This window comes from Sphingobium sp. B7D2B (assembly GCF_025961895.1).
Classification (GTDB): domain Bacteria; phylum Pseudomonadota; class Alphaproteobacteria; order Sphingomonadales; family Sphingomonadaceae; genus Sphingobium.
The window spans coordinates 483,358-507,860 of record NZ_JAOQOM010000001.1; the positions used below are offsets into that span (position 1 = coordinate 483,358).

Here is a 24,503-nt window from a genome sequence, read left to right on the forward strand (position 1 = left end):
ACTTCAAACGATATAGAACAGAGCAATCCTTGTCCGCTGACAAAACCAATTCCGGGGGTGTGATCGCACGTCTGCTGTCTCTCGCGCCCGAGCGGGAGATTTTTCTCCGCACCGGCGGACGCGTGCGCTTCATCCGTATCTCCACGCGCTTCCAGATCGTCGCCGCCAGCGCGCTGGCGGTGCTGGCTTTGCTCTGGGCCATCGGCACATTCGCGATCCTGTGGAATCAGGCCAGCCTGCTCCTTGAGCGCGGCCATGTCGCGCGGGATCGGGCCGAGGTTCTCTCGCAGCAGGCCAAGGTGAAGGCCTATCGCGAGTCGGTAAACGACATTGCTCAGGATATCGAGCAGCGGCAGAAGGCCCTCGATGAACTGCTGCGCTCCAGCCTCGGCACGGGGATCGAAGAGGGCGGCGCAGGTGCGCCCGCTGACGGTCCGGAGGTCAGCAAGCCGCTGAGCGCGGCGTCCCCCGAGGCCTCGCGGCTGGAGGCGCTACGGCGTCATCAGGAAGTGCTCGAGACGCGCCTGGCTGGCGCGGTCGAACATCGCCTCGCGGCGGTCGAAAAGGCGATCCGCAGTTTCGGCCTCGATCCGGCCCGCATGGCGGTGCGCGAGCGGGGGCAGGGCGGTCCGTTCATTCCCGTCGCATCGATTGTCGCCGACCAGCCGGAGCTGCGAGATATCGCGCTGCTGCTGACCCGTCTCAACACCATGGAAGCCGCGCTGGCGGCGATCCCCTCCGGCAAGCCGACGGCGGCGCCGATGACCACCAGTTCCTATGGCTATCGGCGTGACCCCTTCAACGGCAGCCTCGCGTTCCACGGCGGCATCGATTTCCGGGGACGCATGGGCCAGCCCATCCTTGCCGCCGCGCCCGGCACGGTGACGTTCGTCGGCACCAAGCATGGCTATGGCAATGTCGTGGAAGTCGACCATGGCAAGGGCCTCTCGACGCTCTATGCGCACCTCTCCGGCTTCAATGCCAAGCCGGGCCAGAAGGTCGCGCGCGGCACCCAGATCGCGCGCATGGGATCCACGGGCCGCTCGACCGGCACGCATTTGCATTTCGAAGTCCATGTCCATGGCGCGGCCGTCAATCCGCGTCCCTTTCTGGAGGCACGCAGGGATGTTCTCGAAGTCCAGCAAACGGCCAAGCGGCGCGTCGCCGACAGTGGCCACCGGGGCTAAGCACACGCCGTTCTCGATCCTCGGCAGCGATGTCAGGATCACGGGCAATCTGGAAGCCAGCGTGGATCTGCACATCGATGGCGCCATCGAGGGCGACATTGCCTGCGCGGCGCTGGTGCAAGGCGCCGAAAGTCGCATCGCCGGCCATGTTAAGGCCAAGAGGGCCCGGATCGGCGGCCTGATTGAGGGATCGATCACGGCAGAGGAGCTGGTGGTGGAGGCGACTGCCCGGATCACCGGTGATGTGAGCTATGAGCGCATCACCATTGCCACCGGCGGCCAGATCGACGGGCGCATGACGCACAGCGGCCAGCCGACCGAACTCAAGCTGATCAAGAGCGATGTCGGGTAGGCGAGCCGGGGAGGCCCGGGCTAACCCCTCCGATCAGCGCTCGCGTGTGGCGCTGAAACTGATGTCCGGGTTGCGCTCGGCCTGATAGCCCACATCCCAGGCCGATCTGGCGAGGAAGACGGGGTTCTCGTCGCGATCCTTGGCCATGCTTGTCCGATTGATGCTGGCGAAGTCCTCCAGCTTCTTGGCCTCGCCGGTCAGCCAGCGGGCCGTGTCGAACGGCGCCGGTTCCAGCACCGCGCCGACCTTATACTCCGCCTCCAGCCGGCTGATCAGCACATCGAGCTGCAACTGGCCGACCACGCCGATGATCCACTGGCTGCCGATCTCCGGGTAGAAGACCTGGATCACGCCCTCCTCGGAGAGGTCGTCCAGCGCCTTGCGCAATTGCTTGGTCTTGGTCGGATCCTTGAGCGCGATGCGGCGCAGGATTTCCGGCGCGAAATTGGGCAGGCCGGTGAAGCGCACGTCCGCTTTCTCACTCAGCGTGTCGCCCACCCGCAGCGTGCCGTGATTGGGGATGCCGATGATGTCGCCGGGGAAAGCCTCGTCGGCAATCTCGCGGTCCTGCGCGAAGAACAGGATCGGCGAGTGGACGGCGATGGGCTTGCCGCTGCCCGAGGGTGTGAGCTTCATGCCGCGGCGGAACTTGCCCGAGCACAGGCGCATGAAGGCGATGCGGTCGCGGTGCTGCGGGTCCATATTCGCCTGCACCTTGAAGATGAAGCCGGTCACATCGCCGCGCTCCGGTTCGACCGGCGCGGGCTCGGCCGGCTGGGTGCGGGGCGGCGGTGCGTGGGCAGCGAGGGCGTCGATCAACTCGCCGACACCAAAGCGCTTGAGGGCCGAGCCGAAATAGACCGGCGTCAGGTCGCCATGGCGATAGGCGGTCAGGTCGAACGCGGCATAACCCGCCTGCGCCAGTTCGGCCTCTTCCCGCAGGCGCGCAAGACCTGCGGCGGAGAGCACGGTGGCGAGCTTTTCGTCGTCCAGGCCGGTTAGCTGAGTGAAGCTGCCGTCGAATTCCTTGCTCGGGCCGACCGGCTGGTAGAGCCGGTTGGTGGCAAAATCGTAGATGCCCTCAAACTCGCCGCCCATGCCGACCGGCCAGCTCATCGGGCAGACATCCAGCGCGAGCGCGTCGGCCACTTCGTCCAGCAGCGAGAAGCTGTCGCGCCCCTCGCGGTCCACCTTGTTGACGAAGGTGATGATCGGCACGTTGCGCAGGCGGCAGACCTCGAAGAGCTTGCGCGTCTGCGGCTCGATGCCCTTGGCAGCGTCGATGACCATCACGGCGCTGTCGACGGCGGTCAGGGTACGGTAGGTGTCTTCCGAGAAGTCCTCGTGCCCAGGCGTGTCGAGCAGGTTGAAGGTGATCACGCTGCCATTGGGCTGGGTGCGCTCGAAGGTCATGACCGAGCTGGTCACCGAGATGCCGCGCTGCTGCTCGATCTTCATCCAGTCCGAGCGCGCGCGACGATTGGCCCCGCGCGCCTTCACTTCGCCGGCGAGGTGAATGGCGCCGCCGGCGAGCAGCAGCTTTTCGGTGAGGGTCGTCTTGCCCGCGTCCGGGTGGGAGATGATCGCGAACGTGCGGCGGGAAGGGATCGTCATAGCAAGCGTCTTAATCCAGGGAGCGAGCGCGCCGGGCGTGGTCGGGCCGGCGCAAATGTGGCGCTGCTATAGGGGCTGCGGCGGCGATCCTGCAAGGCACGGCTTTGCACAGGGCGAGCGTGGCGTGGGGGCATCGATAAGGCGCGCTCTCTTCCTGTCCGCGCACGGCGGCTTGCGCAGAGGTTTGAAGCGCCGAATGCACCAAGGGGGTTGACGTGCTGCCGGTAATCGATTGTACTGAAAGCCGGTTGATAGACGTAGATCGGGACGCCACGCGTCACCGATGACCGTAGCATTTCGGTAACACTTCGCCATAAACCGGTCTGCGCGCGCATCGTGCGTTGGACATTGTCGTGCATTTCTCTATGCAATCGATTGCTCGATTTCAGTTTTTGCAGGAGATGGATGATGAAGCGGCTTCACGCCGGTGTTGCGGTTTTGGCACTGATGGCTGTCATGGGTGCAGCGCCAGTTCGCGCACAGCAGACCACCACAAACAGTGTTGATACCGCGCCTGACGAAATCATCGTCACCGCTCAGAAGTCCGGTGTGCAGGCGCTGCAGGAAGTGCCGCTCGCCATCCAGGCGTTCAGCGGTGAAGACCTCAAGGAGCGCAACATCAACAATATCGCGGATCTCGCCACGGCGATTCCGGGTATTTCCGAGAGCCAGCGCCAGTCGGTCGCGTCGCGTTCGTTCAGCATCCGCGGCGCCGGCGCCGGCGCTGCCAATGGCGACTCGGCCATCGGCTATTATGTCGACGACGTGCCGTTCGTGGTCACCAACTTCGGCATTGCGCCGCCGATCCGCTTCCTCGACCTCGACCGCGTCGAGGTTTTGCGCGGTCCGCAGGGCACGCTCTATGGCCAGGGTTCGGCCGGCGGTGTGTTCATCTTCCACACCCGGGATCCTGACCTGACCGAGATCAAGTTCGCTGCCGAGGCGCAGGCCTCCCAGACGCGCGGGGCCGGTGGCCTCAACTATGGCGTCGCAGGCGTCGTCTCCGTCCCGATCATCAAGGATGTGCTTGCTGTCCGCGTCAGCGGTGGCCACTCCTATAATCCGGGTTGGGCGGACGAATATTACGGTGCGTTCGACGGCACGCCGGACCGCAAGGGCGTGAACGAGGTTCGCGACGACGACATTCGCGTGGTCGCGCTGTTCCGTCCGGTCGACAACCTCAATATCCGCGCGCAGTACTGGCATTTCCGTCCGCGCCAGCAGTTCCTGGGCGGTCTCGCCTCGACCCAGCCGCCTTATTACGCGAACACGGCGGCGCAGCCGAGCTTCGGCAATGGCGACTTCAAGCTTTACAGCCTGTCGGCCGGTCTGGACTTCGATACCTTCTCGATCTCCAGTGCGACCACGTACCTCAAGGGCAATTTCGGCATTTACGTGCCGATCGCGCCGGCGGGTGCCTTCTCGAGCCAGTTCTTCCCGGACATGTTCAGCCAGGAAGTGCGGATCAACTCCACGACCGACGGCCCGTTCCACTGGCTGCTCGGCGGCGCCTATCAGGACGGCAGCGGCCCGCAGGAAAACTATCTGCGCATTCCCGTTGCGGGCATCGACACCAATGCCGACAACAACACCATCACCAAGAACTGGGCGGTGTATGGCGAACTGGGTTACGACCTGTTCGATGGCAAGCTGCGTCCCCGGGTTGGCCTGCGCTATTATCATGACAAGCGCACGTTCGAAGACGCCAACACGACGAACACGAACAAGAAGAACGTGACGACCTGGCGCGTCAACCTCTCCTATGTGCCCAATGATGATCTGACGGTGTTCGCCACGGCGGCGACCGGCTTCCGTCCGGGCATCGTCCAGTCGCAGATCCAGGCGGACCTGCTTGCGGACGTCGGCATCCCTGCCGGCACCCAGACCCGTCCCGAAAGCTCGACCAACTATGAGGCCGGCATCAAGTGGCGCTCGCCCGATCGCACGCTCAACGTCGGGTTGAACTTCTACATCAACAAGCTCGAGGACATGCTGACGCCGACGCCGACGCTGGACGCGAACGTCTCTGGCTTCTCGAACTTCGGTGACGGCACCAGCAAGGGCGTCGATATCGAGATGCGCTGGCGGACGCCTCTGGACGGGCTGACGCTGAGCGCAGTTGCGAACATCAACCAGGGCAAGTATGACACGGTCGATCCCGCTGTGCAGGCGCGCCTGCCCTACCTGCGTCCCGGTACGCGGCTGGTTAACACGCTCGAGGAAAATGCCCGCGTGGATGCGACCTATGAGACATCGCTTGGCGGTGACCTCAACGGTCTGTTCAACGTCGCATGGACTTACAACGGCAACCGCCTGCAGACCAATGGCGAGTATGTGAAGGCCTATAGCGTATACAGCGCCAATATCGGTCTGCGGTACAAGGCCTATGATCTGACGCTGTTCGGCGAAAATCTCGGCGATTATGATGGTGCTGTGCTCACGCTCAACACCTCCAGCATCCGGGTGACGCCGCGCACGATCGGCCTGCGCCTGCGCGTCAACTATCAGTGATCCTGCCACGGGCGTGGTGACACGCCCGGCAGTCAGATGAAAAGGGCGGGCGCGGCGAAGGCTGCGCCCGCCTTGTTTTTGGGGCTATCCGCCGGCAGAGATCGTGCAAAGCGGCGGGAACCAGATGGTAGGGAGCGCAATTCTGCAAGCACCGCAGCAGTTGCGGTCGGAGACACGGTCATCATGAACAGGCTTATCCGCGCCGCCCTTCTCAGCGCCGTCCTCGCGGCAGCTCCTGCCCTTGCGCAGGAGGAGCCCGAGAAGGAGGACAAGACAGCGCAGAAAGCGGGCGAGATCGTGACGCAGCCCGCGCGGGACGTGGGCATCGAGAAAACGAAAATCCCCGAGGTGCTGGCCCGCGCTGTCGAGCAGCCCTATGCGCCGGCGGGCAAGGGTTGCCGCGCGGTGATCGACCAGATCGCCGAGCTGAATGCGGTGCTGGGCACGGACTTTGATGCCAACAGCAAGGCCAATGAGAACAAGTTCGGCAACCTCGCGGCCGCCGGTGGCGCGGCGATCGTCAATTCGATCATTCCGTTCCGGGGCCTCGTTCGTGAAGTGAGCGGCGCGGCAGGGGCCGAGCGTCGCCTGCAGGCTGCCATCAACGGTGGCGTCGCGCGCCGGGGCTATCTGCGCGGGCTGGCGGTCAGCCGAGGCTGCAAGCTGCCCGTGCCGCCGGCGCCCGCTCCAGCCGAGGAGGAGAAGCGGAAAGCGGACTGATCGCCCGGACTTCCGCCGCTCCTCTGGTTCCTATCCGCGCGGGCCGTTATCCGCGCAGTCCCTTATCCGCGCAGCGTGGCGCCCTGCTTGGTCGCCGCCGCCACCACGCGGTCGGCGATGGCCTTCAGTTCTTCATCCGTGAAGCTCTTTTCACCGGGTTGCAGCGTCACTTCCACGGCGAGGCTCTTCTGCCCTTCCGGCACGCCTTGCCCGGCGAACAGATCGAACAGGCGCGCGTCGACGATGGCGTTTTTGTCCGCCCCTCGCACGGCGCGCACCAGTGCGTCGGCTTCCAGATCGGCTGGCACGAGGAAGGCGAAGTCGCGGGTAACGGCCTGCAAGGCCGGCGGCGCGTAGGCCGTGCGCATGAAGCTGCTCTTCTTGGGCACCGGGATCGCATCGAGCTGGATCTCCGCCGCAACGACCGTGCCATCGAGATCGAAGGCGCGGGCGAGGCGGGGGTGCAACACGCCATAAGCGGCAAGCACATTTTTGGGGCCGAGGCGCAGCGTGCCGGACTGGCCGGGATGATAGGCATCGCCAGCCTCGCCCATCATCTGCAGGCGTCCGGCAGGCGCACCGGCGGCCGCCAGCAGCGCAATGACCTCCGCCTTGATGTCGAAGGCATCGAACGGGCGGGCCTTGCCGCCCTGCCAGCCGCGCGGGCTTTTTTCGCCGGCCATCAGGATGCCGAGGGTCAGCTTCTCGTCGCTGCTGCCATCATCGGCGCGGAAATAGCGCCGGCCGATCTCGAACAGGCGGATCGAGGATGCGCCACGATCGGCATTGCGCCGCGCGGCGGAGAGCAATCCGGCGAGCAGCGTTGGCCTCATCACCTTCATGTCTTCGCTGATCGGGTTGGCGAGCGTCCAGTCGCCGCCACCAAAGGGCGCGGCTTCGCTTTCAGAAATGAAGGACCAGTTGATCGCCTCGTTAAGGCCGCGAGCGGCAGCCGCGCGACGGGCGCGGCGCTCGATGAGCTGCAGCGGCGTTGCGGTCGGGCGGGCGACGCCCGGTGTGCGGGGCAGGGGGACGGACGGGACGTTGTCCAGCCCTTCGATCCGCACGGCTTCCTCGACGATGTCGGCGGTGCCGTGGATATCGCGGCGCCATGTCGGGATGGTGATCCGCCAGCTCGCGCCAGCCTCCACGGTGAAGCCGAGCGCCGCGAGGATCGCTTGCTGGCGCTCCGCGCGCACCGTCATGCCGGCCAGCGCATCGACCATGTCGGGCCGATAGCCCTCGATGACGCGCGGCTCTGCCGGTGGGGTGCCGGCGCGCGTCGCCTGGGTGGGCGTGCCGCCACACAAAGCGAGAACCAGCCGCGTCGCGATGTCCAGCCCCTCATCCAGGAACGCCGGGTCCACACCGCGCTCGAAGCGCTGGCGGGCATCGGAGGTGAGGCTGAGCGCCTGCCCCGTCCGCGCGATGCTCTCGGGCGTGAAATAGGCGCATTCGATCAGCACATCGGTGGTGCTCTCCTGCGCGCCGCTATGCTCGCCACCCATGATGCCGCCGATATCGTGAACGGCGGAGGCGTCCGCGATCACCGTCATGCCCTCGGCCAGCGTATAGGTCTTGCCGTTGAGCGCCAGCACCTGCTCGCCAGCCTTCGCCTTGCGGGCGACGAGGCCGCCATCGAGGCGGGCCATGTCATAGACATGCAGCGGGCGGCCAAGGCCGATCATGACGAAGTTGGTGATGTCCACCAGCGCGCTGATCGGCTTCTGGCCGATGGCCTTGAGGCGCCGCTGCAGCCATTCCGGTGAGGCGCCGTTGCGCACGCCTCGCACCGCGCGGGCGTAGAAGGCCGGGCAGCCGTCCACATCGTCCGTGCGCACGTCCGGGCCTGCGCCCTGCGCGTCGATTGCCGGGAGCTGGCCGATGATATCATCGAGCGGTCGCAGCGTGCCAAGGCCCTTGGCGGCGAGATCGCGCGCGATGCCGCGCACGCCCATGCAATCCTGCCGGTTGGGCGTGACCGAGACCTCGATGACCGGATCGTCAAGCTGCGCATAGTCGGCAAAGCGCGTGCCGATGGGCGCGTCGGCGGGCAGCTCGATGATGCCCTCATGATCCTCGCCCAGCTCCAGCTCGCGCGTGGAGCACATCATGCCGTTGGATTCGACGCCGCGAATGGCCGCGACCCGCAGCACCATGCCATTGGCGGGCACCGTGGCGCCGGGCAGGCCGAACACGCCGACCAGGCCGGCGCGGGCATTGGGGGCGCCGCAGACGACCTGCAGCGGGCCGTCGCCGGCATCAACGCTCAGCACCTGCAGCTTGTCGGCCTGCGGATGCGGCGCGGCCGTGAGAACCTTTGCGACGCGGAAGCCATCGAGCTTCTCGGCGGGGTTTTCGACACCCTCGACCTCAAGGCCGATATCGTTGAGTGCGCGCAGGATTTCCTCCAGCGAGGCGCTGGTATCGAGATGGTCCTTGAGCCAGGAGAGGGTGAACTTCATGCGCGGGCTCCGGGATTGCCGGTAAGATCAAACCCGTGCTCCTGCGAAGGCAGGAGCCCAGGGCGGTGAAGGACGGCGGCTGCGCCCTGGGTTCCTGCTTTCGCAGGAACACGAACTCGCAAGAAATGGCTCATGCGCCCACTCCTCCGCTCAGCGTAGGCACATCCAGCGCCGAGAAGCCGTAATGGCGCAGCCAGCGCAGATCGCCGTCGAAGAAGGCGCGCAGGTCGTTCATGCCATATTTGAGCATGGCGAGCCGGTCGACGCCGGTGCCGAAGGCAAAGCCCTGCCACTCGGCGGGATCGAGCCCACAATTGCGGATGACATTGGGGTGGACCATGCCGCTGCCGAGCACTTCCATCCAGCCGCCATTTTCCGCATCGCCGCTGCCGCCGATGACCCGCTGGCCCTTCTCGATGGTGTAGCCGACGTCCACTTCCACCGAAGGCTCGGTGAAGGGGAAGTAGCTGGGGCGCAGGCGCAGGACGATGTCCTCACGCTCGAAGAACGCCTTGAGGAAGGTCTCCAGCGTCCATTTGAGATGGCCGAGGTGGATGCCCTTGTCGATCACCAGACCTTCGATCTGGTGGAACATCGGGGTGTGGGTCGCGTCGCTGTCCGAGCGGTACACGCGGCCGGGCGCGATGATGCGGATCGGCGGTGGCGTGCTCGTCATGGTGCGGATCTGCACCGGCGAGGTGTGGGTGCGCAGCAACATCGCGGCAGGATTGCCGTCTCCGCCGGTCGCGCGCGCATTGTCGCCGAAGTAGAAGGTGTCGTGCATCGCGCGCGCGGGGTGCGTCTCGGGGATGTTGAGCGCGGTGAAGTTGCGCCAGTCATCCTCGATCTCCGGGCCGGTAGCGACCGCGAAGCCGAGGTCGGCGAAGATCTCGGCCAGCTCGTCCATCACCTGGCTGACGGGATGAATGCTGCCCGGCGGCGGCAGGTCCACCGGCAGCGTCATGTCCAGCGTCTCGGAGGCGAGGCGGGCATCGAGCGCTGCCGTTTCAAGCGCGGTCTTGCGGGCGGCGATGGCAGCCGTCACGCTTTCGCGCAGGTCATGGATCGCGGGGCCTTGCTGCTGGCGCTCTTCCGGACTCATCCGCCCCAATGTCTTGAGCAGGGCAGTGATGGCGCCGCTCTTGCCCAGCGCGCTGACGCGCAGCGCTTCCACGGCATCGAGGGTGTCGGCGGCGGCGATGTCGGCGATGAGGCCGTCCTTGAGGGATGTGACGTCGGTCATGGCCGCGTCCGCTAGCCTAATTCACCGCAAACGAAAAGGGCGCCGGCATGCCGACGCCCTTTCCTTTCATGGTTGTGACCCGGTTTCGATCAGGAGAACTGAACGACCGACTGACGACGACGCAGCGTGCTGCCGATCAGCGCGAAACCGCCGAGCATCAACGCCCAAGTCGTCGGCTCAGGCACCGGCACCGCGCTCATCGCGGTAACCGTCACGCCATCCAGCGCCGGGCCGGTCCAGGGCGAGTCGGTCATCGACGCAAAGCTGAGCGTCGTGAGATTGCCCGAGGCCGTGAAGGTGTAGGTGTAGTTGGTCCAGCCCATATTGGTCTTCGAGAAGCCCGTATTGTCGAAGCTGAACAGCTGGCCGTCATTGCCCGTCGCGGCGACTTCCAACGTCTTGACCGCCGGCCCGCCTTCGGGATTGCCGGCCATCAGGAAGTCGACATTGTAGGTCATGCCTTCGATGGTATCGAACGTCTGTGCGATCGCGCCCTGGGCGCTGCCGTTCAGATCGATACTGCGGCTGCCGCTACCCGACTGCCAATAACCACCGATCAGCTCCACATTGCCGGATGTGATAGTCCAACCCGTCAGGGCCGTGCTGTCGGTGCCCAGGCGAAGGAAATAGGTGCCTGGATCGTTACCGGTCTCGAAATCGCCGTTGATGAACGTTGCTGCCTGCGCAGCGGACGGGAGGGCGAGCGTCGCCGCGACCCCCAATAGCAGTCCCTTCATTTGGTTCTCCACTTATAGTCCCACGCACTCGCAATGCTGCAGTGCGGAAAAGGTTTCCGAAGCGTTAACCAAAATTCCAGAGAGTCCCGAAATGATACAAAAAGGGCGCCGGAAGCATCCGACGCCCTTTCTCATTGATTGTGCAGATGCTCAGGCTGCGGGCAGGGCCGCGCGCGCCTGGGCAATGATGCCCTTGAACACATCGCCTTCATGCATGGCGATGTCGGCCAGAACCTTCCGGTCCAGTTCGACGCCCGCCAGCTTGAGGCCGTGCATGAACTGGCCATAGGTCAGGCCTTCCATGCGGACAGCTGCGTTGATGCGCTGGATCCACAGGGCGCGGAAGCTCCGCTTCTTCACCTTGCGGTCGCGATATGCGTACTGGCCAGCCTTCTCGACGGCCTGACGCGCGATGCGGATCGTGTTCTTGCGACGGCCATAATAGCCCTTCGCCTGATCCAAAATCCTCTTGTGCTTCGCCTTGGTGGTTACACCGCGTTTGACACGTGCCATGTCGCCTGCTCCTTACTTGAGGCCGTAGGGCGCCCAGAGGCGCACGTGAGCGACATCCGCGTCGGAGAGAACTTCCGTACCGCGATTCTGGCGAATATACTTCGCGTTGTGGCTGATCAGGCGGTGGCGCTTGCCGGCGACACCATGCTTGACCTTGCCGGTGGCGGTGAATTTGAAGCGCTTCTTCACACCGCTCTTGGTCTTGAGCTTGGGCATTTTCGTCTCCTTTGTCTTAGCGCAAGCACCCCGGAGGATGCTCGCAGACGATTACGGACGAACACGGCAGCCCTTACTGGCCGGCCCGTCCTTGCGGTCTTCCATAGGACATGGAAGCGCGGGCGTATAAGCGCGGCCGCGCGCCGACGCAAGCCCCTTAGGTGCGGGCCGGATTTGACGCCGGTCAACGACTCCTCGCCCCCATCGCATTAATATGGCACCAGTTTCGCACGATCCCGATGCGGTGAACAAGGAGGCTGCCATGAAGACGGTGATGGTTCTGATCCATGATGACCCGAGTCAGGAAGCGCGCCTGCAAACCGCGCTCGACATTGTGCGCGCGGTGGAGGGGCATCTGCTGTGTCTCGATGTCGTCCAGATTCCCATGATCGCCGACGGCTTTGGCGCGGGCGGCGGCACCGGCGTGCTGATGATGGATGAGCGCGACCGGGAGGATAAGAATATCGAGGCGCTCGAGCCCCGGCTCGCCAATGAAGGCGTGAGCTATGAGTGGGCACGGGTGCAGAGCCAGTCCGACGAGGGCATTACGGACAATGTGCGGCTGGTCGACATGATCGTCGTGGGCAAGCAGGCCTTCGGCGCGGTGAACGAGACCGGCGACACGGCCTCCCGTCTCGCGGCGCTGACCTCCGCGCCGGTCCTGCTGGTGCCGACGGAGCAGAAGCGCCTGGATCTATTCGGCAGGGCGCTGGTCGCCTGGGATGGATCACGCGCGGCCGATGCCGCGCTGAGGGCGGCGATCCCTCTGCTGCGCATGGCCGGCGAGGTCGAGGTGGTGACGATCGGCGAAGGGGAAGGCGACCCGGACGAGGCGGCCGCCTATCTCGATCGGCATGGCTGCAAGGTCGTCAGCCGGCGCCTGCCCAAGGCTGGCGCGGTGAGCGACCAACTGATCGAGGCCATGCGGTCCTCCGGCGCGAGCTGGGCGGTGATGGGCTGCTATGGCCGCAGCCGCCTGCGCGAGCAGCTGTTCGGCGGCACGACCCGGACGCTGCTGGCCAAGGCGCCGATCCCGATCCTGCTCTCTCACTGATGCGCCATCGAGGCGCGCATCCCGCAATGGGGCGCGCCTCAGTTGGCCATGGCAAAGCTGTTGGTGTCGATCAGTTCGCCGGCCTGATTGCCGGCCGCTTCGATCAGCCGCCGTTCGAGCGTGGCGAGGCGGGTCTTGCTCTCCAGCTTTCCGCCCAGAAGATCGGTCAGATAGAAGGTATCGACGGCGCGCTCGCCGAAGGTGGCGACATGCGCGCTGTGGACCATGGTCTTTGACTGGAACAGCGCGAAGGCGAGGCTGAGCAGCAGGGCAGGGCGGTCGCGAGCCATGACTTCCACCACCGTGAAGCGGTTGGAGGCCTTGTTGTCGATCAGCACCTGCGGCACGATCTGGAAGGCTTCGGCGCGCCGGCGGGCCAGCGGGCGCTCGTCCAGCTTGTGCATCAGCTTGTGGCGGTTGAGCAGCGCGTCCTCGATGTAGGTCTTCACCCGCTGCAACTGCTCGGGCGCATCGAAGCGGCCGCCAAGCGGATCCTGCACCAGGAAATTGTCCAGCGCCGTGCCATCCTTGAGGGTGTGGATGCGGGCGTCGATGATGTTGCCGCCGGCCAGATGGATCGCCCCGGCGATCCGGTAGAAGAGCCCGGGATGGTCCGAGGCATAGACGGTCACAAGCGTCGCGCCCCGCTCTGGATAGGAACGGGCATCGATGGAGAGATCGGACTGCCCGGCGTCCAGCAGATGCCGCGCATTGCGCTCCAAGATGTCCTGCGATTCGGCGATCCAGTAGGATTGCGGGAAGCGCTTCACCAGCCGGTCGAAGGCCTTGTCGTCCAGGGCCAGGCTCGCGCGCAGCGCGTCGCGCTTCTCCTCGATGCGTTCCTGACGGCCCCGCTGCTTGTGGCCGGGGCGGATGACCTCCTCGGCGGAGTCGTACAGCTCGGCGAGGAGCTGGCGCTTCCAGCTGTTCCACACGCCCGGTCCGACCGCGCGGATGTCGACGATGGTCAGGATCACCAGCAGCCGCAGCCGCTCCGGGCTCTGCACCACTTCGGCGAAGTCGAGGATGGTCTTGAAGTCCGAAAGGTCGCGCTTGAAGGCGGTGGCGGACATCAGCAGATGGTAACGCACCAGCCAGGCGACGGTCTCCGTTTCGGCATCGCTCAGGCCCAGGCGCGGGCAGAGCTTGGTCGCCACCTCCGCGCCCAGAATGCTGTGGTCGCCGCCGCGCCCCTTGGCGATATCGTGCAGCAGCACCGCGACATAGAGCACGCGGCGGGAGATGATCTTCTCGATGATCGCGCTCGCCAGCGGATGATCGACCTTGAACTCGCCCTTTTCGATCTGGGAGAGCAGGCCGATGGCGCGGATGGTGTGCTCATCCACCGTATAATGGTGGTACATGTCGAACTGCATCTGCGCGACCACGCGGCCGAAGTCCGGCACGAAGCGCCCGAACACCCCGGCCTCGTTCATCCAGCGCAGCACCTTCTCCGGGTCGCGGGGCGAGGTAAGCACGTTCATGAACAGCGCATTGGCCTGCGGGTCTTCCCGCTCCTTGCGAGTAATCAGCACCGAATCGCGGTTGAGCGCGCGCATTGCATCCGGGTGGATCTCCAGCCCGTGCTTGTCCGCCAGCGAGAAGATCTCGATCATCCGCACCGGCTGCTCGCGGAAGAAATCATCCTCGGGAATGGTGATCCGCCCCCGCTCCAGCACGAAGCCATCCAGCTTGCGCGGGCGGTTGAACATCGCCGGGATGTAGCGCCGGCCGCGGCTGGCCATCTTGTCATCGAGGTGGGCGAGGAACACGCCGGTGAGGTCGCCCACCGTCTTGGCCATCAGGAAGTAGAGGTGCATGAACCGCTCGACGGCGGAGCGGCCGCGCTTGGGCGAGAAGCCCATGCGCTCGGCGACTTCGATCTGCAGATCGAAGGTCAGGCGGTCCTCCGCGCGGCGGGAGATTTCGTGCATGTGGCAGCGCACGGCCCAGAGGAAATTCTCGGCCCGCTGGAACTGGGACAGCTCGGCGCGGGTCAGCAGGCCCACATCCACCAGCTCCGCGACGGTGCGCACCCGGTTCACATATTTGCCGATCCAGAACAGCGTGTGCAGATCGCGCAGGCCGCCCTTGCCCTCCTTGATATTGGGTTCGACGACATAGCGGCTGTCGCCCATCTGCTTGTGTCGGGCATCCCGCTCCGCCAGCTTCTCGGTGACGAAGGTCTTGGCGGTGCCCTGCATCACATCCTTGTCGAAGCGGGCGACGCACTCATCATAGATGCCCCGGTCGCCCCACACGAAGCGCGATTCCAGCAGGGCGGTGCGGATGGTGAGGTCCGACTTCGCCATACGCACCGTCTCGTCAATCGAGCGGCTGCTGTGCCCGACCTTGAGGCCCAGATCCCACAGCGCATAGAGCATGCTCTCGATGACCTGCTCGGTCCATTCGGTGGGCTTGTAGGGCGTGAGGAAGCCGATATCGACATCGCTATAGGGCGCCATTTCACCGCGCCCATAGCCGCCCACCGCAACCACGGTCAGCCGCTCGGAGGCGGTGCGGTTGCTGATCGGGTAGAGGTGCTTGACCGTCGCATCGAAGAGCAGGCGGATGATCTGGTCCATCAGGAAGGCCTGCGCCGTCACGGCGTCGCGCCCGCGTGTCGGGTTGCGGGCAAGCCGGCGGGAGACTTCCTCCCGGCCGATGGCAAGCGCCTCGCGCAACGCCGCGACGATCACTTGCCTACGCGCGGCGGTATCGCTCAGTTCCGTCAATTGGGCAGTGAGCGCATCGGCAATCTGGCGGCGATCAATGATCGCACGGCGGCCGGGCAGCGAATCGGGCACCTTGTTCATGGGTGCCATATAAGCGCGCTTTGCCGCAGTTGCAGGTGCAACCTCGGCATGGCGCGCAAATCGACGGGCTCAGGCGGTGGGCGCGGTGGCGATCTGCTTGAGCTGGTAGATGAGGTCGAGCGCCTCGCGCGGACTGAGTGTATCGGCGTCGATGGCGTCCAGCTGGTCGCGCAGTGGGTCGGTGGCGACCTCCGGCGCGGCGGACAGCGTGGCGGCGAACAGCGGCAGGTCATCGAGCCCCGCCGCGATGCCGCCGGTCTGCGCCTTGCCGGCCTCCAGCTTGCCGAGCACGGCCTTGGCGCGGGCCAGCACCGGGGCGGGCAAGCCTGCAAGCCGCGCCACCGCGATGCCGTAGCTGCGGTCGGCTGGGCCTTCGGACAGCTCGTGCAGCAGCACCAGATCGCCATTCCATTCCCGCGCGCGAACATGGTGGAGCGAAAGGGCGCCGAGGCGCTCGGCCAGGCGCGTCAGCTCGTGATAATGGGTGGCGAACAGGCAGCGGCAGGCATTGCTGTCATGGATCGCTTCCACCACCGCCCAAGCGATGGCGAGGCCATCATAAGTCGACGTGCCGCGCCCCACTTCATCGAGGATCACGAAACTGCGCTCGGTCGCCTGCGCAAGGATCGCGGCGGTCTCGATCATCTCGACCATGAAGGTCGAGCGCCCGCGTGCCAGATTGTCCGAGGCGCCGACGCGGCTGAACAGGCGGTCGACCAGCCCGAGCCGGGCGGCGCGTGCGGGCACGAAGCTGCCGGCCTGCGCGAGAATGACGATGAGCGCGTTCTGCCGCAGGAAGGTCGATTTACCGCCCATATTGGGGCCGGTCACCAGCCACAGCCGGTTGTCCGGCGTGAGCGTGCAGTCATTGGCGACGAAGCTGGTGCCGTCCTTCGCCAGCGCGGCTTCCACCACCGGATGGCGCCCGCCCTCGATGGCGATGCACGGTTCTTCGACGAAGCCCGGCCGGCTCCAGCCGCCTTCGACAGCGCGCTCGGCCAGAGCCGCCGCCACGTCGATGCGGGCGAGGGCGTCCGCCGTGCGGGCGATGGCGGTGCGGCTGTCCATCACCAGCGTCACCAGTTCCTCGAAATGCGCCGCTTCGGCCGCAAGCGCATGGGCGCCGGCCTGCGTGACGCGACTGGCCTGCTCGTGCAGGTCCACCGAGTTGAACCGCACGACTCCCGCCAGCGTCTGGCGATGGGTAAAGCCGCTGTCATTGGCCATGAGCTGGTCGGCGTGACGGGCGGGTACCTCGACATGATAGCCGAGCACGCCATTGTGGCGGATCTTCAGCGCGGAGATACCGGTCTGCTCGCGATAGCGCGCTTCGAGCGCGGCAATGGCGCGGCGGCCGTCGCCGGCCATGCGGCGCAGCTCGTCCAGCGCGGCATCATAACCATCGGCGATATAGCCGCCATGCGCCGCTTCCGTCGGCGGGGCGGGTACGAGGGCGCGCGTCAGTTGATCGACGAGAGCGCCATGACCATCGAGCGATGGCAGCAGATCGTCGAGCAGGGTCGGTCGGTCGGGCAGCGCGCCCAGCCGCTCGCGCAGCGCACGGCCGCCGTCGAGGCCATCGCGCAATTGCCCCAGATCGCGCGGACTGCCCCGGCCGATGGCGACGCGGCCGAGCGCGCGGCTGAGGTCTGGCAAGGCGCGCAGGCGGGTGCGGACCAGCTCGCGCAGCGGCCCGTCATCGTGGAACCAGCGCACCAGATCGAGTCGCGCTTCCACCGTGGCGCGGTCCATCAAAGGCGCTGAGAGGTCCGCTGCGAGCAGGCGCGCGCCCGCGCCCGTCACGGTGCGGTCCACGGTGGCGAGCAGGCTGCCGGCGCGCTGACCGTTGGCGGTGGTGACGATCTCCAGGCTCTCGCGCGTCGCCGGGTCGATGGCGAGGTGATCCTGCGCGCCGGCCCGTATCGGCGCGGCGAGGAAAGGCATCCGCCCCTTGCCGACATGTTCGAGATAGCCCAGCAGGCCGCCCAGCGCGGAGAGCTCCGCGCGCGAGAAGCTGCCGAAGCTTTCCACCGTCTTCACGCCGAAATGCCGGCAGATGTCCGCTTCCGCCCGGGCGCTGTCGAAGCCGCGATTCTCGAAGGGGAGGGCGCCGGTCAGCCGATCGGCGAGACCCGGCCGCGCAATGACTTCGCTCGCGTTGATCCGCGCGAGTTCCGCCTCGATGCCGCCGGCATCCACAGCCACCACGTCCAGCCGGCCGGTGGAGATGTCGGCGGCGGCGACGGCATAATGGCCGGCGGCTTCCCCCACGGCCGCGAGCAGATTGGCGCGGCGGCTGTCCAGCAGCGCATCCTCGGTCAGCGTGCCGGCGGTGACGAAGCGCACGATGGCGCGGCCGACCAGCGCCTTCGATCCGCGCGCCTTGGCCTGCTCGGGCGTCTCGGTCTGCTCGGCGATGGCAACGCGCAGCCCGGCCTTGATGAGTCGCGCCAGATAGCCCTCGGCACTGTGCACCGGCACCCCGCACATCGGGATCGGCTCGCCCTCATGTTCGCCGCGCGTGGTGAGCGCGATGTCGAGCACGGCGGCCGCGGTCCTGGCGTCCTCGAAGAACAGCTCGAAGAAGTCGCCCATGCGGTAGAAGAGCAGATCGCCCCCGGCTTCCGCCTTGAGCGCCAGATATTGCGCCATCATCGGCGTGGGGCCGCCGGATGCGGCGCTGGCTTTGGAGGATTTGGCTGGCAGACTGGTCACGCGGTTGCGTTAGCAGGGGCTTTCGATCTCGAAAAGCCGGCGGTGGCGTTTCATCCACGGGGTTGTTCGTACCTCGCCTCTTGTGGAGCCGGGCGGAAAGTCGCTAGGGCGTTCCCAATTGCCGAGGAACCCTGCTGATGACCGATAAAGCCGCCATCGAATTCTCCGAGCGCGAGGCGCTGCTGTTCCATTCCTTCGGGCGGCCCGGCAAGATCGAGATCATCGCCTCCAAGCCGATGGCGACGCAGCGCGATCTGGCGCTGGCTTATTCGCCCGGTGTGGCCGTGCCCGTGCAGGCCATCGCTGATGATGCTGCCAAGGCCTATGACTATACCGCCAAGGGCAATCTGGTCGCGGTCATCTCCAACGGCACGGCGATCCTCGGCATGGGAAATCTCGGCGCGCTCGCCTCCAAGCCGGTGATGGAAGGCAAGGCAGTGCTGTTCAAGCGCTTCGCCGATGTGGACGCCATCGATCTGGAGCTGAACACCGAAGACCCGCAGGCCTTCATCGATGCGGTGGCGCTGCTGGAGCCGAGTTTCGGCGGCATCAACCTTGAGGACATCAAGGCACCCGAATGCTTCATGATCGAGGCAGCGCTCAAGGAGCGCATGAACATCCCGGTCATGCATGACGACCAGCATGGCACCGCGATCATTTGCGCCGCCGGCCTGATCAACGCCTGTTTCCTGACCGGGCGCGACATTCGCGAGACCAAGGTCGTCGTGAATGGTGCCGGCGCGGCGGCCATCGCCTGCACCGAACTGATCAAGGCGATGGGCGTGGCGCATGACAATGTGATCATGTGCGACCGCGAGGGCGTGATCTATCAGGGCCGCACTCATGGCATGGACCAGTTCAAGTCCGCCCATGCCGCCCGCACCGAGGCGCGGACCCTGCACGAGGCGCTGAAGGATGCCGATATCTTCCTCGGTCTTTCAGCCAAGGATGCGCTGAAGCCCGAATGGATCAACGAGATGAAGCCGCGGCCGATCCTCTTCGCCATGGCCAATCCCGATCCGGAGATCCTGCCGCCCGTGGCCAAGGCCGCGCGCCCGGATGCGATCATCGCCACGGGCCGCTCGGACTATCCCAATCAGGTCAACAATGTGCTGGGCTTCCCCTTCATCTTCCGGGGCGCGCTGGACGTGCGCGCGACGGCGATTAACGAGGCGATGAAGATCGCGGCGGCGCAGGCCATTGCCGAACTGGCCCGTCAGCAGGTGCCCGAGGAAGTCGCGCTGGCTTATGGCACCAAGCACAGCTTCGGCGCGGATTACATCATTCCCGCCCCCTTCGATCCGCGTCTGATGGAAGTGGTGCCGGCAGCGGTGGCGCAGGCGGCGATGGAGTCGGGCGTCGCCCAGCGGCCCATCGAGGATATGGACGCCTATCGCCAGTCGCTGCGGGCGCGCCTTAATCCCACCACCTCCGTGCTGACCCTCGCTTATGAGGGCGCCAAGGCCAGCCCCAAGCGGGTCGTCTTTGCCGAGGCGGAAGAGGAAGTCGTGCTGCGCGCCGCGATCCAGTTCCGCGATGGCGGCTACGGCACCCCGGTGCTGGTCGGCCGGCAGGATGTCTATGATCGCCTGCGCGATCTTGGCGTGCGCGATCCCGAGAGCTACGAGCTCTACAACAGCGTCAATTCGCCGCTCGTGCCGCGCATGGTCGACATGCTGTACGAGCGCCTGCAACGCCGCGGCTATCTCCGCCGCGATTGCGAGCGCATGGTCAACCGGGACCGCAACATCTTCGGCGCGCTGCTGCTGCAGATGGGTGAGGCGGACGCGATGATCACCGGCGTCACGCGCACCTATGCGCAGACGATGCGCGAACTGCGCCGCGTGCTCGACCCCGCCGAGGACCGCACGCTGTTCGGCATGCACATCCTCGTCGGGCGCAGCCACACCGTGTTCATGGCGGATACCACTGTCAACGAGCGGCCGAATTCCGCCGAACTGGCGCATATCGCCATCGAATCCGCCGCGCTTGCCCGGCGTATGGGGCATGAGCCGCGCGTGGCTTTTCTCTCCTACTCCACCTTCGGCAATCCGCACGGCAACTGGCTCGATAATATTCGCGGCGCGGTCCAGATCCTCGACGGCATGGAGGTGGACTTCGAATATGAAGGCGAGATGGCGCCCGACGTAGCGCTCAACCGGCGCGTCATGGCGAATTATCCGTTCTGCCGCCTGTCCGGCCCGGCCAATGTGCTGATCATGCCCGGCCTGCAGTCGGCCAATCTCTCGGCCAAGCTGCTGCGGGAACTGGGCGGCGACTCAGTCATCGGGCCGGTGCTGCTCGGGCTGAACCAGCCGGTGCAGGTGGCGACGATGGCCTCGACCGCCTCGGAGCTGGTGACGTTGGCCGTGCTCGCCGCTGGCGGGATCGCGCGCTGATCGTGATCGGGATCGGGTGAGCGCCGCCGGCTGAACTGGCCGCGCAGCGCTCCCTGGGCCTTACAGGCAGCGCTGGAAGGTCTGGGTGCGGCCCTTGATGGTGCCGTCGCGCAGCAGGATCGTGCCGTCCCGGCAGGATTTGCCATCGTGCGCCACGGCGTCGCCGACCACCACGATGCCGTGATAGGAGCCGGCCATCCAGTTCTGCGCATCGCCGCTCTTGACGGCGAGGCCCACAGCGCGATCGACGGCCGGGATCAGCAGGAAGTTGCCGGACTGGACGATCGCCTCATCCGGGGTCGCGCTCGGGAGCGTCGGCGCCTCATCAGACTTGGGCGCAATCGCCTGGCCCTGCGCGATGGGCACGGCGGCCTGTTTCGCCGGCGCAAAAGCGGGTGCTGTCGCGCGCTTTTCAATCACGGCGGAGAGAAACGGCGCGGGGCGTTCGGCGGGGATCAGGGTCGGCTGCTGGCCGGCGGGCGCTGCATCCTCGCTTTCGGTCGCGCGGGGCGGATGATCGATGATCGCGGCCGATACCGTCTCGCCACCCCAGATCGGCCCGCGTGCCGACCATAGCCAGCCGGCCAGGGCAATCACCAGCAATGAGATGCTGACCATGCCTGCCGCGATCAGGAGCTTTTGGGCAATGCCGGGCCGGGCATCCACACCGCTTCGCGCGTGAAGCTGCTCGCTCGCGCGGTCGAAGCCGATCTCCAGAGATCCGATAGCGAATCGCCAGCGGCTCCGGCTGGCCTTGTAATGGCCGACTGTCTCAGTCCGTCGCGCGTAAGTCCGCTCGAGCGGCTGCAGATCGCCAATATGCTGCATGACCACGCTCCCGCTATAGAACGATTTGAAGCGATGGCGCGGTTAATGCAAGCTAAACCAGTCCGCCGGGCGCGCGAACCGGCGCCGACTGATGGCAGGCCTGCAGCGCTGAATTACTGAGACGGACCTGCCGCTCCGGCCCCGCCGGCGCCAACCGCGCCGATATTGCCGAAGATTTCATCAAACAGGCTGCGCTTGCGGCCGAGCGTCGGCGTCGTGGCGCCGGTCGGCGAGATATTGGCGACCTGATCGAGCGTCGCGTTGCGATCGATCGTCGCGACATTGCCATTGGCATCGAACTGCACGGTCACCAACGTCTGCGCGGTCGGACGCGGGGAGGCGAACGCCAGCGCGCGGGTGTCGCGCGCCACATAATACCAGCGCTCCGGGCCGAACTGGGAGACGAAGGTCGGACGACCCAGCGCGCCTTCCACGGACGCCTTGTTGTCCACGCCGGGCAGCACCGAACTCACGATCAGATCGTCGATCATGAAGCCCTGATGCGCGCGGATGCGGGTGCAGCCGCCCGCCAGCAGAAGGATGGCCGCTGCGCCCACGACCAGAAACGGCCGCCTCAAGCCACGCTGCATTCTCGTCTCCTGCCAATCATGCGGTCAAAAACCGGACATCCAATCAAAAAAGCGTCGCATCGCCTAACCCGCCCATTGCATTGCCAGCCGCTGCAATCAATATGCAAGTGCTGGCGCGGGCCAATGGTTGATCGGTCCCGTCCGCGCTTTCCTGTGCCGCCGCAAAGCTGAACCGAGCATGAGCCTCTTATCCAATCTGTTTTCCCGCAAGGATGATCGCGCCTATCTGCGCCCGCTGTACGAGGCCGTCGTCGCGACGGCGCGGGAGCCGCATTGGTATATGGAAGGCGAGGTGGCGGACACGCTGGATGGCCGATTCGACATGGTGGCGCTGGTGCTCTCGCTGGTGTTGCTGCGACTCGAGGCGCTGGAGGCCACCAACGATTCGGCGCGGCTGACCGAGCTGTTCATTGACGATATGGATGGGCAGATCCGCCAGATCGGCTTTGGCGATGTGGTGGTGGGCAAGCAGATCGGCCGCATGGTCGGTGCGCTCGGCGGCCGGCTTGCCGCCTATCGTGCGAGCTTGCAGGGCGAGGCTTCGCTGAGCGAGGCGCTGGTGCGCAACCTCTATCGCGGCGAGGCGCCGGCGGCGGATGCGCTGGCCTATGTCGAAGCACAGGTACGCATGCTGGCCGCGACGATCAACGCATGCAGCCGCGACGCGCTGCTGGCCGGCCAGTTGCGGGGGTGATGCCGTGAGCGAAGCGACGTCAGGCGCCGCGCCGGAATTTTCCCGCATTCTGCGCCTTAATGAGCTGGGCGACGGACGGCGGGACCGCACCGTCGAGGCCGATGCCGCAGAGCGGGCCGCGCTCGCGCGCCGCTTTGGCCTGCGCAGCCTCGATCGGCTGGAGGCGCAGGCGCATGTGGCGCCGGATGCCGGTGGCTGTCGGGTGACCGGGCGCGTGCGCGCGTCGCTGGTGCAGGCCTGCGTCGCGACCGACGAGGATGTCCCCGCAGAGCTCGACGTGCCGATGGACGTGCGATTCGTGCGCGGTCTCGACGAGAACGGCGAGAGCGACGCCGAAGAGATCGAACTGCGCGAGGAGGATTGCGATATCCTCCCGCTGGAGGACGAGCGAATCGATCTCGGCGAAACGGTTGCGCAGACGCTGTTCCTGAACCTCGATCCCTATCCCCGCGTCGCGGATGCCGACGCCAAGCTGCGCGCGCTGGGCGTGCTGAGCGAGGAAGACGCCGGACCTTTCGCGGCGCTGAAGGGACTTAAGCTTGGTGGCGGCGCCTAAGTGTTCGGATGAACGCCGGCCGTAAGGAAGGATCGTCCGCACATGACTGAGTTCGTAATTATCTGCCAATGCCCTCGCCAGTAAAAGCTAGGCGATCGAGCCAAGCCTGCGCCTGCTTGGGTTCGCCGACAGCCTGTGGGTCGACCGGCCCGCGTGAAGCGAGGAATTGCTGTTGGAGCTCGAACGGTGGCATGGAGAGTTGTCCTCTCACCTTGTCTATCGCCTGACCGATTTCATTCAGACGATCGATTGTGGGAGCAATGGCTGAGCGTGTCCAGCGATCGCCATGATGGTCAAATAGGCCCCATTTGCCCGAGGCCGCTACGCGAAGTGCTTCAATGAGCGCAGCAATATATTCCCCTTCAAGGTCTGAACGGCGGGCATCTAGGCGTTCAAGTCTATTAGCTTTGGCCATGCCCGAGCTCCTACATCGTCGGATTCATGTGGGCAATCAGGAGCACACTCGTAATACGCAAACAGCGGCTGTGTCGGGGGGAGCGGACGTCACTGGCGGCGAAAGAAGACGAGCCAAGTGAGCAAAATATATGCTAGCAACTCGCCGACAAGCAGAGCGCTTGAAAATGCTTCGCGATGTGAGCGGCAAGCGGCCCCATCAGCACCTTGCAGGCAGTCGCCCATGGCCGAGAACGCAAACAGTGCTCCTGCTAGCAGGAGATACACGAACGTCCACCAACTTACACTGATGAGCTTCTTGCCGGTCATTTCGTGAAGTTGCCACAGCTCCCAAACGCCCGCAATGTTGTCGTGTCTGGACAGGCCGCTTCCGGAAAAAAGAGCGCAATAACTGCCGTTCTGAACCCTGGACCTCGCGCACGCGAGCTAGGCCCCGTCCGCCGGGATGAACCGCAACACACCCGCGATCCGCGCGACGCCAGTGTCGGAGGGATGCGACACCCCGTCGTTCACGATCACCTCGGCAAAGTCGAACGGGCTGATGCCCGACAGGCAGGCGACATTGACGCCATATTCATGGGGGTTCGAGCGGCGTCGGTGGTGGGTGTAGATGCCGCAGGTTCCGCAGAAATGGTGCTGTGCGGTTCCGCTGTTGAAGGTGTAGGAGCGCAGCGACTCTTCGCCCGCCGTCACTTGCAGGTCTTCGATCCGGGCTGAGACCGCGATGGCGCCGCGCATCCGGCAATATGAGCAGGTGCATCGGCGCGCCGAGCGCAGGCCGTCCTTCAGGCGCACATGAAAGCGCACCGTGCCGCAATGGCAGGCGCCATCGATCTCAGTGACATTCAGGTCCATGCTTCGTTCCTCTTTCGTTCGCGC

Annotated in this window: 21 protein-coding genes; 8 read left to right on the forward strand and 13 right to left on the reverse strand. The window is 65.6% G+C overall.

Annotated elements, in window-relative coordinates:
* The first annotated feature begins 29 nt into the window (after window positions 1-29).
* A complete protein-coding gene (locus M2341_RS02270; protein ID WP_264584059.1) occupies window positions 30-1,187 on the forward strand; it encodes a M23 family metallopeptidase in 1,158 nt (385 codons plus the stop codon).
* Window positions 1,126-1,539, forward strand: coding sequence for a bactofilin family protein (locus M2341_RS02275; protein WP_264584060.1), 414 nt, complete (start codon window positions 1,126-1,128; stop codon window positions 1,537-1,539). Before M2341_RS02270 ends, M2341_RS02275 begins: the two co-directional genes overlap by 62 nt.
* 33 nt (window positions 1,540-1,572) lie before the next feature.
* On the opposite strand, the gene M2341_RS02280 is transcribed toward M2341_RS02275, so the two are convergent.
* Entirely contained in the window at window positions 1,573-3,153 is a 1,581-nt protein-coding gene (locus M2341_RS02280; protein ID WP_264584061.1) for a peptide chain release factor 3, read from the reverse strand.
* A 408-nt stretch (window positions 3,154-3,561) separates the two neighbouring features.
* Here M2341_RS02280 and M2341_RS02285 point away from each other — a divergent pair, with 408 nt between their 5' ends.
* Window positions 3,562-5,664 carry a TonB-dependent receptor gene (locus M2341_RS02285; RefSeq protein WP_264584062.1) on the forward strand — a complete coding sequence of 701 codons (2,103 nt, stop codon included), beginning with the start codon at window positions 3,562-3,564 and terminating at the stop codon, window positions 5,662-5,664.
* A 183-nt stretch (window positions 5,665-5,847) separates the two neighbouring features.
* Window positions 5,848-6,384 (forward strand): hypothetical protein, encoded by a 537-nt coding sequence (locus tag M2341_RS02290; protein WP_264584063.1) that lies wholly within the window; start codon window positions 5,848-5,850, stop codon window positions 6,382-6,384.
* A 62-nt stretch (window positions 6,385-6,446) separates the two neighbouring features.
* Here M2341_RS02290 and pheT read toward each other — a convergent pair whose 3' ends face one another.
* The 5 genes from pheT to rpmI all read right to left on the reverse strand — a co-directional run bounded on the left by pheT (window position 6,447) and on the right by rpmI (window position 11,558).
* The gene (gene pheT, locus M2341_RS02295) at window positions 6,447-8,849 is read right to left on the reverse strand and encodes a phenylalanine--tRNA ligase subunit beta (protein WP_264584064.1); all 2,403 of its coding nucleotides are present in this window, start codon (window positions 8,847-8,849) and stop codon (window positions 6,447-6,449) included.
* A 130-nt stretch (window positions 8,850-8,979) separates the two neighbouring features.
* Window positions 8,980-10,092 carry a phenylalanine--tRNA ligase subunit alpha gene (pheS, locus tag M2341_RS02300; protein ID WP_264584065.1) on the reverse strand — a complete coding sequence of 371 codons (1,113 nt, stop codon included), beginning with the start codon at window positions 10,090-10,092 and terminating at the stop codon, window positions 8,980-8,982.
* An 89-nt stretch (window positions 10,093-10,181) separates the two neighbouring features.
* Window positions 10,182-10,829 carry a choice-of-anchor C family PEP-CTERM protein gene (locus M2341_RS02305; protein WP_264571384.1) on the reverse strand — a complete coding sequence of 216 codons (648 nt, stop codon included), beginning with the start codon at window positions 10,827-10,829 and terminating at the stop codon, window positions 10,182-10,184.
* A gap of 150 nt (window positions 10,830-10,979) precedes the next feature.
* Window positions 10,980-11,342: a 50S ribosomal protein L20 gene (gene rplT, locus M2341_RS02310; RefSeq protein ID WP_181560727.1), complete on the reverse strand. Its 363-nt coding sequence runs from the start codon at window positions 11,340-11,342 to the stop codon at window positions 10,980-10,982.
* Between the two features lie 12 nt (window positions 11,343-11,354).
* The gene (gene rpmI, locus M2341_RS02315) at window positions 11,355-11,558 is read right to left on the reverse strand and encodes a 50S ribosomal protein L35 (protein ID WP_014078133.1); all 204 of its coding nucleotides are present in this window, start codon (window positions 11,556-11,558) and stop codon (window positions 11,355-11,357) included.
* A gap of 214 nt (window positions 11,559-11,772) precedes the next feature.
* Between rpmI and M2341_RS02320 the strand changes: the two genes are divergently transcribed.
* On the forward strand, window positions 11,773-12,612 hold the full coding sequence (locus M2341_RS02320) for a universal stress protein (protein ID WP_264584066.1): 840 nt from the start codon (window positions 11,773-11,775) through the stop codon (window positions 12,610-12,612).
* A gap of 38 nt (window positions 12,613-12,650) precedes the next feature.
* Here M2341_RS02320 and M2341_RS02325 read toward each other — a convergent pair whose 3' ends face one another.
* Complete coding sequence (locus M2341_RS02325; RefSeq protein WP_264571382.1) at window positions 12,651-15,437, reverse strand: [protein-PII] uridylyltransferase; 2,787 nt, start codon at window positions 15,435-15,437, stop codon at window positions 12,651-12,653.
* 60 nt (window positions 15,438-15,497) lie between these two features.
* Window positions 15,498-18,083, reverse strand: a complete 2,586-nt coding sequence (mutS, locus tag M2341_RS02330) for a DNA mismatch repair protein MutS (protein WP_264585970.1) — start codon at window positions 18,081-18,083, stop codon at window positions 15,498-15,500.
* Between the two features lie 197 nt (window positions 18,084-18,280).
* On the opposite strand from mutS, the gene M2341_RS02335 reads away from it, so the two are divergent.
* The gene (locus M2341_RS02335; protein ID WP_181560724.1) at window positions 18,281-20,542 is read left to right on the forward strand and encodes an NADP-dependent malic enzyme; all 2,262 of its coding nucleotides are present in this window, start codon (window positions 18,281-18,283) and stop codon (window positions 20,540-20,542) included.
* A 60-nt stretch (window positions 20,543-20,602) separates the two neighbouring features.
* On the opposite strand, the gene M2341_RS02340 is transcribed toward M2341_RS02335, so the two are convergent.
* Window positions 20,603-21,370, reverse strand: coding sequence for a hypothetical protein (locus tag M2341_RS02340; RefSeq protein WP_264576738.1), 768 nt, complete (start codon window positions 21,368-21,370; stop codon window positions 20,603-20,605).
* A 113-nt stretch (window positions 21,371-21,483) separates the two neighbouring features.
* Window positions 21,484-21,960 carry an outer membrane protein assembly factor BamE gene (locus M2341_RS02345; RefSeq protein WP_264576737.1) on the reverse strand — a complete coding sequence of 159 codons (477 nt, stop codon included), beginning with the start codon at window positions 21,958-21,960 and terminating at the stop codon, window positions 21,484-21,486.
* 178 nt (window positions 21,961-22,138) lie between these two features.
* On the opposite strand from M2341_RS02345, the gene M2341_RS02350 reads away from it, so the two are divergent.
* The gene (locus tag M2341_RS02350) at window positions 22,139-22,654 is read left to right on the forward strand and encodes a ubiquinol-cytochrome C chaperone family protein (protein ID WP_264571379.1); all 516 of its coding nucleotides are present in this window, start codon (window positions 22,139-22,141) and stop codon (window positions 22,652-22,654) included.
* Between the two features lie 4 nt (window positions 22,655-22,658).
* Window positions 22,659-23,210: a YceD family protein gene (locus tag M2341_RS02355; protein WP_264576736.1), complete on the forward strand. Its 552-nt coding sequence runs from the start codon at window positions 22,659-22,661 to the stop codon at window positions 23,208-23,210.
* A gap of 58 nt (window positions 23,211-23,268) precedes the next feature.
* Here M2341_RS02355 and M2341_RS02360 read toward each other — a convergent pair whose 3' ends face one another.
* From M2341_RS02360 to M2341_RS02370, 3 genes are all read right to left on the reverse strand, one after another.
* Complete coding sequence (locus M2341_RS02360; protein WP_264584067.1) at window positions 23,269-23,625, reverse strand: hypothetical protein; 357 nt, start codon at window positions 23,623-23,625, stop codon at window positions 23,269-23,271.
* An 89-nt stretch (window positions 23,626-23,714) separates the two neighbouring features.
* Window positions 23,715-23,933 carry a hypothetical protein gene (locus M2341_RS02365; protein WP_264584068.1) on the reverse strand — a complete coding sequence of 73 codons (219 nt, stop codon included), beginning with the start codon at window positions 23,931-23,933 and terminating at the stop codon, window positions 23,715-23,717.
* A 117-nt stretch (window positions 23,934-24,050) separates the two neighbouring features.
* Entirely contained in the window at window positions 24,051-24,479 is a 429-nt protein-coding gene (locus tag M2341_RS02370) for a GFA family protein (protein WP_264584069.1), read from the reverse strand.
* Window positions 24,480-24,503 lie beyond the last annotated feature (24 nt).

What these genes read in the sequence shown, in the direction of transcription:
- M2341_RS02325 (WP_264571382.1), bottom strand. Translation starts at nt 15,437, where the DNA reads ATGGCACCCATGAACAAGGTGCCCGATTCGCTGCCCGGCCGCCGTGCG.
- pheT (WP_264584064.1), bottom strand. Translation starts at nt 8,849, where the DNA reads ATGAAGTTCACCCTCTCCTGGCTCAAGGACCATCTCGATACCAGCGCC.
- M2341_RS02320 (WP_264584066.1), top strand. Translation starts at nt 11,773, where the DNA reads ATGGCACCAGTTTCGCACGATCCCGATGCGGTGAACAAGGAGGCTGCC.
- rpmI (WP_014078133.1), bottom strand. Translation starts at nt 11,558, where the DNA reads ATGCCCAAGCTCAAGACCAAGAGCGGTGTGAAGAAGCGCTTCAAATTC.
- M2341_RS02335 (WP_181560724.1), top strand. Translation starts at nt 18,281, where the DNA reads ATGACCGATAAAGCCGCCATCGAATTCTCCGAGCGCGAGGCGCTGCTG.
- M2341_RS02350 (WP_264571379.1), top strand. Translation starts at nt 22,139, where the DNA reads ATGAGCCTCTTATCCAATCTGTTTTCCCGCAAGGATGATCGCGCCTAT.
- mutS (WP_264585970.1), bottom strand. Translation starts at nt 18,083, where the DNA reads ATGATGGCGCAATATCTGGCGCTCAAGGCGGAAGCCGGGGGCGATCTG.
- M2341_RS02280 (WP_264584061.1), bottom strand. Translation starts at nt 3,153, where the DNA reads ATGACGATCCCTTCCCGCCGCACGTTCGCGATCATCTCCCACCCGGAC.
- M2341_RS02305 (WP_264571384.1), bottom strand. Translation starts at nt 10,829, where the DNA reads ATGAAGGGACTGCTATTGGGGGTCGCGGCGACGCTCGCCCTCCCGTCC.
- rplT (WP_181560727.1), bottom strand. Translation starts at nt 11,342, where the DNA reads ATGGCACGTGTCAAACGCGGTGTAACCACCAAGGCGAAGCACAAGAGG.
- M2341_RS02360 (WP_264584067.1), bottom strand. Translation starts at nt 23,625, where the DNA reads ATGGCCAAAGCTAATAGACTTGAACGCCTAGATGCCCGCCGTTCAGAC.
- M2341_RS02370 (WP_264584069.1), bottom strand. Translation starts at nt 24,479, where the DNA reads ATGGACCTGAATGTCACTGAGATCGATGGCGCCTGCCATTGCGGCACG.
- pheS (WP_264584065.1), bottom strand. Translation starts at nt 10,092, where the DNA reads ATGACCGACGTCACATCCCTCAAGGACGGCCTCATCGCCGACATCGCC.
- M2341_RS02345 (WP_264576737.1), bottom strand. Translation starts at nt 21,960, where the DNA reads ATGCAGCGTGGCTTGAGGCGGCCGTTTCTGGTCGTGGGCGCAGCGGCC.
- M2341_RS02290 (WP_264584063.1), top strand. Translation starts at nt 5,848, where the DNA reads ATGAACAGGCTTATCCGCGCCGCCCTTCTCAGCGCCGTCCTCGCGGCA.
- M2341_RS02275 (WP_264584060.1), top strand. Translation starts at nt 1,126, where the DNA reads ATGTTCTCGAAGTCCAGCAAACGGCCAAGCGGCGCGTCGCCGACAGTG.
- M2341_RS02365 (WP_264584068.1), bottom strand. Translation starts at nt 23,933, where the DNA reads ATGACCGGCAAGAAGCTCATCAGTGTAAGTTGGTGGACGTTCGTGTAT.
- M2341_RS02340 (WP_264576738.1), bottom strand. Translation starts at nt 21,370, where the DNA reads ATGCAGCATATTGGCGATCTGCAGCCGCTCGAGCGGACTTACGCGCGA.
- M2341_RS02285 (WP_264584062.1), top strand. Translation starts at nt 3,562, where the DNA reads ATGAAGCGGCTTCACGCCGGTGTTGCGGTTTTGGCACTGATGGCTGTC.